We start from the raw sequence: 15,177 nt of genomic DNA on the forward strand, positions 1-15,177 counted from the left end.
GAGCTCCTTAAACTACGGTTATCCTTGAATTAAACGCTTACGCTGATGAGAGTAAGTTATGAAGGAAGAGAACGTAAACGCTTACCCCGAATATAAATGCTGGTAGGCGCTTTTGTCAACTGTACTTAAAAAATAAAAAAATGATCAAAAATACGCAAGAGCAGTAATCTTTTAATAGGAATGAAACCGATGCATATACCAAAAATTTACTTAGAAATATCGGAATTGACAAAAGAATATTGGAGGTCTAACATTTAGAGAGTAAACGCTTACGTAAAATTTTTAAATATGGCATGAAAGCCTTGGTTTTAATGATTTACTCGGATAAGGAGTTGTATTTATGAATATTTATCTCGAGATTCCGGATGTGGATAAGCACTTTCCTTACCGCAGTTTACTCTGCAATGGTGATACGTTATGTTATCCGCATTGGCATAAAGAAATTGAAATTATCTATGTTACCAAAGGAAGCCTGAATCTGGGAATTAACGATACCCCTATTCACATGGAGCAGGGCGAGGTTCAGTTTATCAATGGTGGGGATGTGCATTATTTTCTCTCTTCACCTGAGAGTGAACGGGTAGTGATTCAATTTGACTTGAATTTGTTTCAGGAAGTAGCCGCTTTGAACGGTAATGACTACTCACTTCGTGAGGTCTTTACGCTTATGGAGTATTCCAGTTCTAGATGGCCCGTGGCAACTGCCGCGAAGCTCAAAGGGCTGATTGAGAGTATTTACGAGGAAGATGTACAGCGAAGAGAAGGGTATGTTTTTCTAATCAAGGCTAGATTGTTTGAACTGCTGACCGTTATTTTACGTGAGGTACCGAAAAGTCCGATCAATAAACAGCCTAAGTTCTCAGAAGATACACTGAATCAATCGAGAGAAACATTGGAGAGACTAGAGCGGATTTTTATTTATGTGGAGCAGCATTATCAGGAGGCTATTTCGCTGAATGAGGTAGCTAATTATATGGGTTTTAGTCCTTATTATTTTACCAAATTGTTCAAGAAAAACACGGGCATGACCTTTATCGCGTTCTTAAACGAATACCGGCTTAACAAAGCCAAGTGGATCTTGATCAATGAAGATCTGCCGATGTCTGCCGTGGCGGAAGCAGCCGGGTTTGGCAGCGTGAAGACCTTCCATCATTTTTTCAAGGAAGCGACGGGGATATCCCCGCTGAAATACCACAAGACAATATTCGGGAATAATACAGCAAGATTGCAGGAAGAAAGCCCTTCCTCAGCTTTGTATGATAGAGATATCAAAACAGGAATAAGTGGAGGTTAGACCAGAATGACTTTAACAGTAGGAATTATCGGCTGCGGAGGTATTGCGAACGGCAAGCACATGCCCGCGTTAAAAAAAGTAGAAGGTGCGCGAATGGTTGCTTTTTGTGATATCGTCGCTGAACGTGCCGAGAAGGCAAAAGCGGAGTTTGGAGATGAGCAGTCCGTAGTTTACACAGATTATAAAGAGCTTCTTAACGATGCAAGTATAGATGTGATTCATGTATGTACGCCGAATATTTCCCATGCGGAGATTTCCATTGCGGCTATGGAAGCAGGCAAACACGTAATGTGTGAGAAGCCGATGGCTAAAACCACGGCAGAAGCACAAGCGATGATCGAGGCCTCAGAACGAACTGGTAAAAAGCTGACCATCGGTTATCAGAACCGGTTCAGACCAGACTCAGCTTATCTGCATGCGGTATGTGAGAATAATGAGCTTGGTGAGATCTATTACGCCAGAGCTAAGGCTATCCGTCGTCGCGCTGTCCCAACTTGGGGTGTGTTTTTGGATGAAGAAGCGCAAGGCGGCGGTCCGTTGATTGATATCGGGACCCATGCGCTCGATTTGACCCTGTGGATGATGGATAATTACAAACCTAAATATGTCGTGGGCAACGCTTATCATAAGCTGTCCGGTCGTAAAAATGCTGCGAATGCTTGGGGCCCGTGGGATCCTGAGAAGTTTACAGTTGAGGATTCCGCCATTGGATTCATCACTATGGAGAATGGGGCTACCATCGTCTTAGAGGCAAGCTGGGCACTGAATACACTCGATGTCGGTGAGGCCAAAACGGTACTTTGTGGGACTGAAGGCGGAGCAGATATGGAGAAGGGTCTACGCATTAACGGGGAAGCCTACGGTAAAACCTTTGAAAAGCATATCGGTCTGGATGCCGGTGGCGTCGACTTTTATGATGGTGCAGGAGATGATCCAGCTGTGATAGAGGCAGCTCAGTGGATTGACAGCATTGTAAATGACACCGAGCCTGTAGTGAAGCCGGAGCAGGCGTTGGTTGTGACTCGCATCTTGGAAGCTATTTATAAATCCTCTGAAACTGGAATGCCTGTGTTTTTTGAATAATCAAGCAAATTCGATGGTCATAGATAAATATGAACTAGGAGTGTGTCCCAAGTGACAAGAGTAACCGTATGGAATGAATTCCGTCATGAACGGCAGGAAGAAAGAATTCTTAAGGTCTATCCGCAAGGTATTCATGGACAACTGGCAAGTTTTCTTCAAGAGGCAGGACTGGACACTCAGACAGCTACGCTGGATGAACCAGAGCACGGACTGACGCAAGAGGTATTGGATAACACGGATGTGCTGATCTGGTGGGGACATATCGCCCATCATGAAGTAAGTGATGAGATTGTAAACCGTGTACATGCGCGAGTGCTGCAAGGTATGGGGCTTGTAGTACTTCATTCGGGCCATATGTCCAAAATCTTTATGAAATTAATGGGCACCAGCTGCGATCTGAAATGGCGTGAAGCTGAGGAGAAGGAGCGCCTGTGGGTCATGGACCCAAGTCACCCGATTGCTGAGGGCATTGGTGAATACATCGACTTGGAGCAAGAGGAAATGTATGGTGCACATTTTGATGTGCCAGCACCAGAGAGTCTTGTATTTGTCGGCTGGTTCGAAGGCGGCAACGTCTTCCCTAGCGGATCGACCTACCGTAGAGGCAGCGGGAAGATCTTTTATTTCCAGCCTGGTCATGAATCTTATCCAACCTATTACAACAAGGATATTCAAAAAGTTATCATCAATGGCGTAAACTGGTGTGCACCAACGAAACGTGACTATCCGGTTTACGGACATTCTGAAGCCTTAGAGCCTATCAAAGAAAAGGTGGTCGTATAAATGAAATTAGGCGTATTTGATCCTGTATTTGGAAGCTTGAGTCTTGACGAGATGTTAGATAAAATCGCCGCCGCAGGTTTGAATGCGGTAGAAATCGGCTCGGGCGGTAATCCCGGTAATGCTCACTGTCCGACAGATGAGCTGCTTGCGAGCGAGTCAGCACGTCTAGAATATTTGGAAAAGTTCACAAAACGTGGCATTATGATCAGTGCCTTCAGTTGCCATAATAACCCGATTTCACCAGATAAAGAAGAAGCCCGCGCCGGGGATGAAATTCTCCGTAAATCGATCAAGCTGGCTTCACTCATGGGTGTTAAGGTCGTGAACACTTTTTCGGGAACGGCTGGGGACAGCGATGAGGCAAAAGCACCGAACTGGCCAGTCACACCTTGGCCTACCGTGTACAGCGACATCAAAACCTGGCAGTGGGAACATAAGCTGATCCCTTACTGGAAGGAAATCGGCAAGCTGGCCGAGGAGCATGGCGTTAAGATCGGCATCGAGTTGCATGGCGGCTTCCTGTGCCATACCCCTTATACGATTTTGAAGCTTAGAGAAGCAACCTGCGATGCTATCGGAGCTAATCTGGATCCGAGCCATCTGTGGTGGCAAGGTATTGATCCTGTAGGTGCCATTAAGATTCTCGGTAAAGCTGGCGCGATTCACCATTTCCATGCCAAGGATACTTACTTGGATCAGGACAACATCAATATGTATGGTCTGACCGATATGCAACCTTATGGCGATGTGCAGACCCGCGCATGGACCTTCCGCTCCGTTGGTTGCGGCCACAGCATATCTGAGTGGTCAGATATCATGAGCGCGCTGCGCACTTACGGTTATGATTACGTGGTGAGCATCGAGCATGAAGACCCTCTTATGACGGTTGACGAAGGCTTCCAACGTGCAGTAACCAATTTGCAATCCATTCTTATTCATGACCAGCCTCAGGGTATGTGGTGGGTGTAAGGTCGAATTAGAAAGCCTTGATTCTCTATAAGAGAATCAAGGCTTTTTTTGTGTGTAGTGGGGATGTAGGGGGAGCGTAAGAGCGGGCGAATGGTAGAACGGAAGAACGGGAGGGGAGAACGGAAGGTAAGAACGGAAGGGGAGAACGGAAGAACGGAATGGAGTAGAAACGAGCTGGCTAAGAGATAGGGAGGAGGTAGGGACGAGTAGGAGCTAATAAGAAACGAACTAGAAACTAACCAGAAATGTACTGGAAACAAACTAGAAACGAACCCAGAAATGAAACAAGAAACGAACGAAGAGCCAACTAAACACGAACTAACTACCAATCAAAAATGAACTAGTATGCTAACGGACTCAGATGCAGCTATTCGCGTGTTTTAGGTCTTTTTGAGCGAGTTTCGGATCCGAGAGACCTTATTGGTCGTGAAAAGTAAGGAATTCGAGGTGTTTAGAGCGAATAACTGCGCTGGAGTCCGATAGCATCTCAAAACAGCGAAAAAGTTGCAAATAGGGTCTCTGGAGTCCGTAACTAATGTGCTTATGCGCATGCTGATCTTCGATGGTACAACCATAGTTAGTTTGGGGGCTGGTGCGTTGAGCTTCGGTAGAATGGGATACGGGTAAATGTGCAGCGCAGTTAGTCTGGGGCTGGAGCGGAGCGTGGTGGAGAAGTGGTGGAGTTTTGGTGCAGATGTGGTAGGTAACTGTGCTAACGGTAACGGGCAAATGAGCGGACGCAGTAATGTATGAGACGTAGGGCGGAAATGTATGAGACATAGGGCGGAAATGTATGAGACATAGGGCAGAAGTGTATGAGATGTAGGGCAGTAATGTATGAGGCATAGGGCAGAAATGATAGAGACATAGGAAAGAACAAGGTAGAACTGTGCTAACGGACTCAGATGCAGCTATTCGCGTGTTTTAGGCCTTTTTGAGCGAGTTTCGGACCCGAAAGACCTTATTGGTCGTGAAAAGTAAGGAATTCGAGGTGTTTAGAGCGAATAACTGCGCTGGAGTCCGATAGCACCTCAAAACAGCGGATTTGTCGCAAATAGGGGCTCTGGAGTCCGCAACTTATGTGCTTATGCGCATGCTGATCTTTGCGTATCTAAAGATCGGCTTTTTGTCGTGCATTCACTGGTTACAGTATTGCAATCTCTGCGTCAAGCGGGAGTGGACGAGTTGAAAAGAATAGGTACAGGCTGGTACGCAACATATTTGAAATGATTTCGTCTTTATATAACGGAGGTGGAGCAAGATGAATTTATGCTTTTCGGGAAGCCGGTTTCAAACTTTTTTACAGCGTAACATTAAACTGATGCTTGTATTTGGGCTTTTGTTCGCTGCTTGCTTTACAGGAGTTGGAAGGGTAGAAGCTGCTGGCTCAGATCTGATCATCGTGAACAAAAAAACAAACAAACTCGCGTATTTCAGTGACGGCAAGCTGGTGAAGACTTTTCCGGTTGCCACAGGGAAGTCGAAGGAACTGACGCCAGAAGGTAGCTTCAAAATGGTGGTTAAAGTAAAAAACAGACCCTACTACAAAGAGAAAATTCCCGGTGGTGATCCGGCCAATCCGCTTGGTGACCGCTGGCTGGGGCTGGAAGTGAACGGGACCTATGGCACGACTTATGCGATTCACGGCAATAATAATGAGTCATCGATAGGGAAGTACGTTAGCGCCGGTTGTATTCGAATGCATAATGATGATATTCATTGGCTGTATCCAAAAGTAGCCAAGAATACTCGAGTTATCATTACAACGAGCACACTGGCTATGGAGAATATTGCAACTAAAAACGGGTACTCTGTGGGAAGTAATAAGTTTGTGGGGACTTTTGAGATCAATGGGACGACAACAAAGCTGAAGGATCCTTTTATATTGGAAAATTCCCGTGTGTTTGTTCCGCTGAGAGAATCCGTGGCCTTACTGGGTGGAACTTTGCAGAGTGAAGCGGGGACAGGTGCACTGCTAATTACGATCGGCAATCGTACGGTGACACATAAGCCATTATCCAATAAGGCTATTGTGAATGGCAAATCCATTACGATTTTACCGTCACGCAATGAAAATAACCGATTACTAATTCCGCTGAGTATCCTGCCTGATTTATTTGCTGTTCAGGTGCAGTGGAATGCGCAGACTCAGGTGGTAAAGATTAAGTTATAATTGTTCTTGACCTTTTAATTCTGATTTAAATTGTTATATACTGTACTTATTCTAAAAATACGGACAATTACGGAGGGCCACCGACTGATGAATAACTAACACGTTTCCTGAAACAGACCAGAAAGTTTGTGAAGTGCATATGCACAAGTCACGGAGCACCCGCGCAGGGTGATAACGGTCAGGGATACGTGTGTCGGTCGGGGGTCTTACGATGCTCTTATATGGATAGTTCTATCTATTGTGTTGGTTTACTCTGCATCCAGCAGGTGAACACGGCCGTAGTCTATCCATGTCTGGGCACATTCCCCCTTCATACGCTATTCGACCGCAGACCGCTGGCTGCGGTTTTTTATTTGCAATGAAATCGGAGGAATGAAAGATGACTGTAATTAAAGTGAAGAATTTACGTAAGGAATGGAACGGGATCCCTTTATTTAAGGAGGTATCCTTTGAGATAGCAGAGGGAGAGCGCGTGCTTTTATTCGGACGAAACGGGATTGGCAAAACCACACTGCTTAAGGGGCTGATCGGTCGGCTTACTTTTGAAGAGGGGAGTATCTATCATGGTTTGCCATCTGAAGAATGGGGTGTGCTCGATCAACAGCTTGAGGTACCTGAGGAAGTAACCGCATTGGACTACGTTCTTTCAGGGTCAGCACAGCTGCCTGAATTAAAACGCCAGCTTGAAGCCCTCAGTCAGAGATTGCAGGAGCAGAAAGCTGATACCGAAGCTGAGTTGGCTGAATATGCAGAGGTGTACGATCGTTACTTGCAGCTTGATGGATATGGCTGGGAGGTCAAAGCGGAAAAAAGTCTAAAGCAGCTCAAGCTTGAACGTGCAGTCTGGGATTTGCCATACGCCTCACTTAGTGGTGGGCAAAAGACACGGGTGCAATTAGCAGCATTATTAGCCCGGCAGCCCAAGCTATTGATTCTGGATGAACCGACCAATCACATAGATGGAGAAACGATGGAGTGGTTGGAGCATTGGGTGTGCACCTACGCTGGAACCGTGTTTTATGTATCACATGATCGTACATTTATTGATCGAACTGCAACGTCTGTGCTGGAGCTTAGTCCGGAGGGATGCCGGCGTTATTCGGGTGGATATACACAGTACCGGGAGCAGAAGACTATAGAGCTGAGAACATTGGAGGGACAATATAAAAAGCAGGAGCAGGAAAAGGAGAAGCTGCTGGAGAGCATTAGGCGGTATGCAGAATGGTTCCAGCAAGCGCATCGTGCTGCCGGACAAAACGATTTCCTGCGTTCGAAATCCAAGAAAAATGTGTCTCGTTTCCATGCCAAGGAAGCAGCGCTGGAACGGTTAAATAAGAACCGTGTAGAATTGCCCCGTGAGACTGGCAAGCTGAAGATGAAGCTGGAAAGCGAAGAGTTTCTGGCAGATTCTTTACTGACACTCCGTGAGATAGAGTTTGCCTATAAGGGGAGTGCGCCTTTTCTTAGGGATTTCAGTTTGTCGCTAAACCGGGGAGACCGACTGTCTATTCTGGGTCCTAATGGTGTTGGAAAGTCTACGCTGCTGAAATTGATTGCAGGGATCAATAAGCCTACAAAAGGTGAAGTGCGGCTGCATCCACGGACGACAATCGGTTATTTTGCACAAGAGCTAGATAACTTAGAAATGAACTCTACGATTCTGGATAGCTTGCTTGAACTGCCGGGAATGACCCAGACGGAGGCGCGGACGATTCTGGGTTGCTTTTTATTTACACGGGACGATGTATTTAAACGGATTGGGGATTTGAGTCTGGGGGAGAAATGCCGTGTGGCTTTCCTCAAGTTGTATTTTGGAAAAGCGAATTTATTGGTTTTAGATGAATCCACTAATTATCTGGATATTGACACTAGGGAACGAGTAGAAGAGGCGCTTATGGTGTATCCCGGCGGGTTAGTAATGGTCTCGCATGACCGTTATCTTCACTCTAAAGTGGCTAATCGCTTGGTGATTTTAGAGCCGTCTCAGGTACCAAAGTTTTTTCAAGGAACGTATGCTGAATATTTTGCAAAAGACAGAACCCTTCTGCTTACTGGTATAGAACAGGCTCGGGAGGATGACCTCGCCCTTCTGCAGCTGCGTCTGAATCAGTTGATTCAGAGTAGCGGTGTGGATTCTGAGGCGGAGAATGCAGTGCTAGTGGCGGAAATCGTTAATTTGCAGCGACAAATACAAGAACTAAGGGGCGAGGGGAAACCCGTATCCTCCTAAGCGGATAAAAAACACAACCTTGCTCAGGATAAATTTAACTTGGGCAGGTTGTGTTTTTAGTTAGGAGTCGTAAGGTGTATAATTTGGAGGAATGTGGATTTTCTTGGCGATAAAGAAACCTTGAGAGGATGGTTGCAGAATTGCTGAAATTGGGCTCTTTTATATTGGAATTACTTCGCTTATGTATATTGCTTGTGCTGACTTTATTAGTTTTGGGTTGGGCAGAAAGATTGATCTATCAATTGATATTTGGTCAACCTGTGTATAACTGGAGTATGGGATTCGGGAATTTATTGTTATTTTTTATGCTGTACCGGAATCATTTTCAGTTTAAAGGCTGGTATAAATCAGAGAAGAACCAAAAGCTAACGCTCTTCACCACAAGAATAATCACCGTAATTTCCATAGGACTAATAATCCTGCCGATAGGGCTAGGCTGATCTTATGAAGATTAGAATCATTGGCGCTTGCGGCAGCGGCAAATCCTATATCGCCCGGGAGTTATCTAGAAAATACGGTGTAGAGTATTACGAGACAGACAACTTGGTATGGGACAGAAGTGCCGAGAATTTGCGCTTTTCAGTTGAAGCAAGGGATGCTCAGTTGGAAGAAATCCTTGCTAAACCCTCATGGATTCTGGAAGGTGCACATTACAAATGGGGACAAGAGAGTTTTAAAGCTGCTGACTTAATCGTTATTTTGAATCCTAATAAAGTGATCAGGGATTTGAGAGTGTTTACAAGGTTTATAAAAACAAGACTGGGTTTAGAGCAAGCGAATTACAAGCAGTCATTTAAGAATCTGTATGTGATGATTTTTGAATGGAACCGTGGATATGATCAGGAGGCCGCACATAGGATTATAGAGTTAACGGATACTCTGTCTGATAAACGGGTAATTGTTAAAGATAATCAAGAGCTGGATTCTATTATCCAAGAGCATCTGAGGAAGGGATTGTTAAATAGGGATTGAGCGACAAAGTAAATGATAGAGAGAGGAGTGCTTGCATGGATAACATTCTACCCGAGCATTTGGATCAGGAGAATTTTATAGGCTTTTGGAAAAGAGTGCTGGCTTCCATTCTTGATTTCTTGGTCATTGGAATACCTGGGGTTATCGTATACTGGATACTCAATTCATTAGCTGTTTCATTACACTCGGAGATACCTATTATCCTGGAGTACATTTTGTTTATCGCCTTTGATATCTTTATGATCGTTAGATTTGGCGGAACCCCTGGGAAGCTGATTTTAAAAATAAAAATTGTCAATGAGCAAGGGAATTACCCTACAGTGAAGGAAGCTCTGATTCGAAATGTTTTCCGAATGATTAGTATGATTCTTTCAATGGTAATTGCGGTCAGCAGCTATGACTTTACCGTTATTTCCGCTAAATTATCCTTATGGTCGGATTTGGCTTTTGACCTCACTCAAATCCTGGGTCCAATCATGCTGGTGGATTACTTGTTGGTTGGATTCCATCCCCGTAAACGTGCGATTCACGATTTGCTGGCTGGCACTTATGTTGTTGAAAAATCCGCAATTTGAAGAATGCTTTTCACCAAGCATTCTTTTTTTTAATATTATGTATTTTACTATTAAATATTTTAATGTTAAAATACTTTTATGAGCAGCCGATCATCATGAATGCCAAAGGAGAACCTACTTGGAAAATCCAGATATTTTTAAGCTAATACATGCAGTTGAATTATTTACGAATGAAGTTATTGTCCGGTGGATGAACGCATTTGATCACAATATTGGGATATCTCCAGTTCTAGTCTTGGGCGAATTGAATAAAAAAGGCCCCTTGAAGCAGACTATTTTGGCTAAGAGACTAGGATATACGCCGGGAGCAATGACTAACATTGCTAATCGCCTAATTAAGCAGGGGATGGCCGAGAGAAAATATAACGAAGATGATCGACGGAATGTACTTCTATCTATCACGGACAAAGGAAAAGACGTTCTGAAGGAAGCACAGCTTAAGGGACAGGAGCTAAGAGCTGAAATGTTCCAAAAGCTCAATGAGGAGGAACTGCAGCAATTCTTGAAAATCTATGAGAAGTTGTTAACGAGCTTTGATAGCTCTAAAACATAAACCAAGTCATCTTAGAAGCACAATAACATTATAAAGGGGTATGAACATGGGAAGAGTTCAAGGTAAAGTTGCATTAGTAACTGGAGGCGCTTCAGGTATTGGCTTATCAGCTGCCACTCTATTAGCTAGAGAAGGAGCAAAGGTTGTCATTGCCGATTTTAATGTGGAAGCAGCCAAAGAAGCAGCATCTAAGATTAAAAGTGAAGGCGGAGAGGCTGAAGGTCTTTTCTTGGATGCCTCCCAAGCGGATTCGATCAAGGAAGCTGTTGACTTCACAGTTGCTCAGTATGGCACCATCACAATATTGTTCAATAATGTCGGTCTAACTAATCTGCAAAAAGACCTTGATGTGGTCAATATAGATTTGGAAGAGTGGGATCGCCTGATGAACGTAAATACCAAAAGTGTTCTGTTAGGCAGCCGGTTTGCTATTCCCCATATGATTAAAGCGGGCGGAGGCTCGATCATTAACACGGCTTCGATGTCAGCATTCGCAGGGGATTCATTGCGTACTGCTTATGGCTCCTCTAAGGCAGCGGTTGTGAACCTTACTCGTTACATCGCTACACAATATGGTAAAGACAAAATCCGTTGTAACGGGGTGGCACCAGGGCTGATCCTAACACCTGCCGCTGCAAGAAATATGCCGCCAGCGGTATTGGATATTTTCCAAAAATTCAACGCGCTTCCTTATCACGGTGAAGCTGATGATATCGGCAATACGGTTTTGTTCCTGGCATCGGATGAATCCAAATTCATCACAGGCCAAACGATTGAAGTAGAGGGTGGCCACTATATGTCTAACCCAAGTATCACGGATTTCCAGAATTACATGATGGAAGCTAAATCTAAATAAAAGACTCGCGCAATTAAAAACCCGGTCCATGCTCGAATTTGTCGAGCGGGACCGGATTTTTGTTTATTTTAATGAATTAGCGTACCTCTAAAACCTCCTGCATAAAGGCCTTCAGAGCGGAAGGTTTGGCACTTGCAATCCATTGCTTCAGCACATCCTTCTGACCGTTCACGTACCATTCAAGCTTCTCTTTTAACTCTTGGTCAAAGACTTTAGGTTGATTTTTTCGTTCCGCTAACAGTTGTTTAATCATTTGTGGCCAGCGATACCCACTATGACCAAAGCTGAGTTCAGGATAACGCTCAGCTAGTGCCATTACCGAAGAGAGTGATTCACCAGCGTATAATTCTGCCGCCAAAAAGCTGCCAATAAAACGATGGCTATCATCATACTTTAGGGCGATCGCGAATTGTTTACGAGCTTCTTCCAGCTTCCCTTGTTGCATGAGGGCTGTGGCGTTAATAGAAAGTACATAACCGTTAGTATTGGGTCGGTTTAGTTCGTTGTAGTAGGAATAATATTTGTTATACGACTTCCAGTCCGCATGCTCAAAATAGTACTGCGATAATGTGAAGGCGTAATTAGTAGAAGGCTGTAGTTGTATTAGCTTTTCGAGTAAAGGAATCGCCTTATCTTCTAATGTTGTATCCTTTGTGAGGGATGATTTTGCCAGCATCAACTTTACTAGCATGTGCAGGGCGTGAACATCCTGTGGGTCATCGTCAATATTTTGTTGGTACATTTCTAGTGCCTGATCCGTTTTCTTATCCAGTAGTAGTTGGTCAGCCATAGTAAGCTCTCTTTCCTTGAGATAAAAGAACGGCAGATTGCCGACGGTGTCTTCGTTCAATCTGTAGCCATTACTGCGGGTAATCAGGTGTCCATCAGCATCTAAGGCTTCAATATTCCAAGAAAAGCGCACTTCGGGATTCATAAATCCGAGAAGGGAGAGGGGGTCAATAGATTCCCAGCCATCTCCCCTGCTGCCATAGGAAAAACCGCCGCCATCGTAAAGTTCTTCTACAGGAATGGAGATATGATTATCTACAATACGATCCCGAATTTGTACGCCCAACACGGCCCCCTCCCCGCCACCGCTTAAACGATAGTAAGCTGCACCTTCAACAGCTTTCCAGCGGAAATTTATGGTCTTGCCTATTAGGGTTTCCTGATTAATGGGAGACTGCAGCTCAAGCAGAGGTTGTAGAACTATGCTCTCATTCAACCTGTCATCTGGTTTTACTTCAATCCAATCGTCATATTGTACAGGCCAAGTCCAGCCGTCGATCTGATCATAGCCAAGTCCAAGCTGTAACTGATAAAAGCCCGGAATCACACCGTGAAATTCGAAACGTCCTTCAGTATCTGTGACGATTCGGTAAGGTTCAGCAGAAGTGATGCTATGGTTAACTTCGCTTTCAGCGCGGAGAAAAATACCTGCCCGCGGAACTGGGGTGCCATCGCTTCGTGTAAGGGTACCGGAGACGACAGCAGTTGAAGTGTTTCCCATAGCTATAGCAGACTGAATTGCGGTTCGAAGCGATTCCAGCTGTCTTTCAGTATCTGAAGTCCCAGCTTCTGGTGCTGCTTCTGATCCTGTATTGTCTGTGGAGCCTTCGTTCGAACTGCTGGTGGCAACGTTCATTTGTTTATGAATTTCCTGCCAGAATTTTTTGTAGCTCTCCAAGCCATTTTTTACTACGGCAAGTGCTTCCTGCGCTTCGCCTTTTGTAAAGAGTAAACGCCCGGTAAGCCATGCTTTTTGTGCGTTTAGCTCTTCCTGATACTCGGATGGAAAGGGGGTTTGTTCAAGAATTGTTTCAGCGGTTGTTATATCGCCACTATTTAGGGCTCGCTCCGCTCGAAGGAGCTCCAATTGTTTAGCTACAGAGGAGCTGCTGTTTAACTGTTTCGCTGCGGTGATTAGCGCTTGATCTCCATCTTCCTTCCGGCCAAGAGCATCATATTCATAAGTTAACTGCTTAGCCGCAAATATACGTGTATTATCCGAAGGCCCCTCAAGGATATATTCCTCAAGCAAAGGTACTATGTCCTCCGGTAACAGACCGGAACGCTGGGTTTCATCATTATTCCACTGGCTCATCGAAGGGCTGACATTAACGTCATATCTGTAGGGATCATAGCTGTGATCCTTATCAAGGATATTTGTACGGATTAGCTCGATACGTTTACTCCCGGTTGTGGAAGCCAGCTTTTGCAGAAGATCAGTTCTATCTATGTTAGATTGAATAGTTGTGCTCTGTTCCATCTGCCTCTGTGAAGGTAAGAAGTTAAACAGAAGAATAAGCAGGGAGGCAGGGAGCAGCACGAATAACACCAGATGTTTGATTTTTATCTTAATTCTCATGTTTTTTCACCGCCTGCTCGTAGATATCCTTCCAATACGTATTGCCTCCAGCTTCGATTAGTTCTCGGTTCGCACGCTGCGGGGTATTTTGTTGTGGCTGCTGTTTAATCTCTGGCTGATGCAGGGTCAGCGAAACGATTAGAATAATGGCACCGATCGCACCTATAGGTTTGACAGGGATCTCAATTTCTTTATTCCACAGCGCCAATAAACGGGCTCCAAAGGTTGGAGGGTGAGTCTGCTTAATAACCCGGTCGTGTCCAGTGAACTGGAGGTTCTTTAATTCTTCATCCAGCTGCCTTTTGACCGCATCGCGTTCTGTATTCATAAGAAATGTCCCTCCTTCACCAAAATCTTTTTTAAGAGCGTCCGGCCTCTGGCGAGTCTGGATTTGATCGTATTTTCAGATGTATTTAATTGCTCGGAAATTTCCCGGATACTCATCTCATGAAAGTAATATAACGTCAGACATTCACGGTATAGATAATCGAGATTTTTCAGGGACTCAGCGAGCCTGACATTATGCCATTCCACCATAAAAAGCTCTTCTGCTCCGGCAGTGAAGTCAGCATCTTCGTTAATTTGCAGCTCTGACCCTCCCGCCGGGAAAATATTACGCCAGCTCCAAGTCCGTTGCCTCATGCGGCAGCGATTGACCACTATCCGTATCAGCCATGCCTTCAGCCGATCCGGCTCCTGTAACTGACTCATTTTGGCATAAGCTTGAATAAAAGTATCTTGTACCGCTTCTTCGGCACTTTGTCTATCTTTGAGCAGTAAAGAAGCGGTTCGCAGCAGCATATCTCCATATTCGTTCATTAACAGGCGGAGAGCTGACTCATCTTTTGCCACAATTCTCTCTATAATATTCAGATGCAGCTCCCCTCCCTTTACTAATAAGATGCGGCTTGGAGGATTAAGGTTGCGTTTGGATGGAAAATTCTTCAACAAATGTCGCGATTGCAGTTCGTGTTCTCAGAAGGACGCAGGAATGCCGGATATGGGTTTACTGTGGAATCTATTGCACGTAGTGCAATGGATTGCTTTTTCAAGCAGGATTAGCTCCTTTCTATTGTACGTTTTGCAAAAAAACACATTGGGGCTGGGAATGACGTCTAAGGTTATATGGTTCTTGAGTTTATGAGCTTATGAACTTATGAGTTCACGAGTTTATAGTTAGATGGAGTTATGTGGAGATTTTAAAAGAGAAACTTATCTGAGTTAGGTGTCGGAAAAAAGAGTTTTATGTAGAAAATAGAGTGTGTATGAATTTATATTTGTAGATATGGGTAAAAGAGGGTTAGCCAGAAAAATTGCCGCT

The 15,177-nt window shown here is 44.5% G+C and carries 15 protein-coding genes; 12 read left to right on the plus strand and 3 right to left on the minus strand.

The window, feature by feature from the left end; genetic code table 11:
• Positions 1–340 precede the first annotated feature (340 nt).
• The 12 genes from MKZ09_RS05940 to MKZ09_RS05995 all read left to right on the plus strand — a co-directional run bounded on the left by MKZ09_RS05940 (position 341) and on the right by MKZ09_RS05995 (position 11,488).
• Complete coding sequence (locus MKZ09_RS05940) at positions 341–1,294, plus strand: AraC family transcriptional regulator (RefSeq protein WP_076207705.1); 954 nt, start codon at positions 341–343, stop codon at positions 1,292–1,294.
• A gap of 6 nt (positions 1,295–1,300) precedes the next feature.
• The gene (locus MKZ09_RS05945) at positions 1,301–2,377 is read left to right on the plus strand and encodes a Gfo/Idh/MocA family protein (protein WP_076129559.1); all 1,077 of its coding nucleotides are present in this window, start codon (positions 1,301–1,303) and stop codon (positions 2,375–2,377) included.
• A gap of 51 nt (positions 2,378–2,428) precedes the next feature.
• Entirely contained in the window at positions 2,429–3,160 is a 732-nt protein-coding gene (locus MKZ09_RS05950) for a ThuA domain-containing protein (protein ID WP_038569006.1), read from the plus strand.
• On the plus strand, positions 3,161–4,129 hold the full coding sequence (locus MKZ09_RS05955; RefSeq protein WP_076137704.1) for a sugar phosphate isomerase/epimerase family protein: 969 nt from the start codon (positions 3,161–3,163) through the stop codon (positions 4,127–4,129).
• A 627-nt stretch (positions 4,130–4,756) separates the two neighbouring features.
• The gene (locus tag MKZ09_RS05960; RefSeq protein WP_256719292.1) at positions 4,757–4,882 is read left to right on the plus strand and encodes a hypothetical protein; all 126 of its coding nucleotides are present in this window, start codon (positions 4,757–4,759) and stop codon (positions 4,880–4,882) included.
• A 508-nt stretch (positions 4,883–5,390) separates the two neighbouring features.
• Positions 5,391–6,302 carry a L,D-transpeptidase family protein gene (locus MKZ09_RS05965; RefSeq protein ID WP_076137702.1) on the plus strand — a complete coding sequence of 304 codons (912 nt, stop codon included), beginning with the start codon at positions 5,391–5,393 and terminating at the stop codon, positions 6,300–6,302.
• Between the two features lie 379 nt (positions 6,303–6,681).
• Positions 6,682–8,532 (plus strand): ribosomal protection-like ABC-F family protein, encoded by a 1,851-nt coding sequence (gene abc-f, locus MKZ09_RS05970; protein WP_076207708.1) that lies wholly within the window; start codon positions 6,682–6,684, stop codon positions 8,530–8,532.
• 140 nt (positions 8,533–8,672) lie between these two features.
• The gene (locus MKZ09_RS05975) at positions 8,673–8,972 is read left to right on the plus strand and encodes a hypothetical protein (RefSeq protein ID WP_141240365.1); all 300 of its coding nucleotides are present in this window, start codon (positions 8,673–8,675) and stop codon (positions 8,970–8,972) included.
• 4 nt (positions 8,973–8,976) lie between these two features.
• Positions 8,977–9,504: a hypothetical protein gene (locus MKZ09_RS05980; protein ID WP_076207710.1), complete on the plus strand. Its 528-nt coding sequence runs from the start codon at positions 8,977–8,979 to the stop codon at positions 9,502–9,504.
• A 35-nt stretch (positions 9,505–9,539) separates the two neighbouring features.
• Positions 9,540–10,079 carry an RDD family protein gene (locus tag MKZ09_RS05985; protein ID WP_076207713.1) on the plus strand — a complete coding sequence of 180 codons (540 nt, stop codon included), beginning with the start codon at positions 9,540–9,542 and terminating at the stop codon, positions 10,077–10,079.
• Between the two features lie 118 nt (positions 10,080–10,197).
• Positions 10,198–10,632, plus strand: a complete 435-nt coding sequence (locus tag MKZ09_RS05990; protein ID WP_076207716.1) for a MarR family winged helix-turn-helix transcriptional regulator — start codon at positions 10,198–10,200, stop codon at positions 10,630–10,632.
• Between the two features lie 46 nt (positions 10,633–10,678).
• Positions 10,679–11,488 (plus strand): SDR family NAD(P)-dependent oxidoreductase, encoded by an 810-nt coding sequence (locus MKZ09_RS05995; RefSeq protein WP_076207718.1) that lies wholly within the window; start codon positions 10,679–10,681, stop codon positions 11,486–11,488.
• Positions 11,489–11,564: 76 nt separating this feature from the next.
• On the opposite strand, the gene MKZ09_RS06000 is transcribed toward MKZ09_RS05995, so the two are convergent.
• The 3 genes from MKZ09_RS06000 to MKZ09_RS06010 are packed head-to-tail and all read right to left on the minus strand — an operon-like array spanning position 11,565 to position 14,708.
• Entirely contained in the window at positions 11,565–13,856 is a 2,292-nt protein-coding gene (locus MKZ09_RS06000) for a carboxypeptidase-like regulatory domain-containing protein (RefSeq protein ID WP_076207720.1), read from the minus strand.
• On the minus strand, positions 13,846–14,184 hold the full coding sequence (locus MKZ09_RS06005) for a hypothetical protein (protein WP_076207722.1): 339 nt from the start codon (positions 14,182–14,184) through the stop codon (positions 13,846–13,848). The genes MKZ09_RS06000 and MKZ09_RS06005 overlap by 11 nt, the downstream gene beginning before the upstream one ends.
• The gene (locus tag MKZ09_RS06010) at positions 14,181–14,708 is read right to left on the minus strand and encodes an RNA polymerase sigma factor (protein WP_232061166.1); all 528 of its coding nucleotides are present in this window, start codon (positions 14,706–14,708) and stop codon (positions 14,181–14,183) included. Before MKZ09_RS06010 ends, MKZ09_RS06005 begins: the two co-directional genes overlap by 4 nt.
• Between the last annotated feature and the right edge of the window lie 469 nt (positions 14,709–15,177).

Source organism: Paenibacillus sp. FSL R5-0908 (genome assembly GCF_038006245.1).
Classification (GTDB): Bacteria; Bacillota; Bacilli; order Paenibacillales; family Paenibacillaceae; genus Paenibacillus_AQ; species Paenibacillus_AQ odorifer.

Bases quoted from the DNA above. Each gene is read 5' to 3' on its own strand.
- MKZ09_RS05980 (WP_076207710.1), top strand. From the start codon at position 8,977: ATGAAGATTAGAATCATTGGCGCTTGCGGCAGCGGCAAATCCTATATC.
- abc-f (WP_076207708.1), top strand. From the start codon at position 6,682: ATGACTGTAATTAAAGTGAAGAATTTACGTAAGGAATGGAACGGGATC.
- MKZ09_RS05995 (WP_076207718.1), top strand. From the start codon at position 10,679: ATGGGAAGAGTTCAAGGTAAAGTTGCATTAGTAACTGGAGGCGCTTCA.
- MKZ09_RS05945 (WP_076129559.1), top strand. From the start codon at position 1,301: ATGACTTTAACAGTAGGAATTATCGGCTGCGGAGGTATTGCGAACGGC.
- MKZ09_RS05955 (WP_076137704.1), top strand. From the start codon at position 3,161: ATGAAATTAGGCGTATTTGATCCTGTATTTGGAAGCTTGAGTCTTGAC.
- MKZ09_RS05960 (WP_256719292.1), top strand. From the start codon at position 4,757: ATGTGCAGCGCAGTTAGTCTGGGGCTGGAGCGGAGCGTGGTGGAGAAG.
- MKZ09_RS05940 (WP_076207705.1), top strand. From the start codon at position 341: ATGAATATTTATCTCGAGATTCCGGATGTGGATAAGCACTTTCCTTAC.
- MKZ09_RS06000 (WP_076207720.1), bottom strand. From the start codon at position 13,856: ATGAGAATTAAGATAAAAATCAAACATCTGGTGTTATTCGTGCTGCTC.
- MKZ09_RS05965 (WP_076137702.1), top strand. From the start codon at position 5,391: ATGAATTTATGCTTTTCGGGAAGCCGGTTTCAAACTTTTTTACAGCGT.
- MKZ09_RS06005 (WP_076207722.1), bottom strand. From the start codon at position 14,184: ATGAATACAGAACGCGATGCGGTCAAAAGGCAGCTGGATGAAGAATTA.
- MKZ09_RS05985 (WP_076207713.1), top strand. From the start codon at position 9,540: ATGGATAACATTCTACCCGAGCATTTGGATCAGGAGAATTTTATAGGC.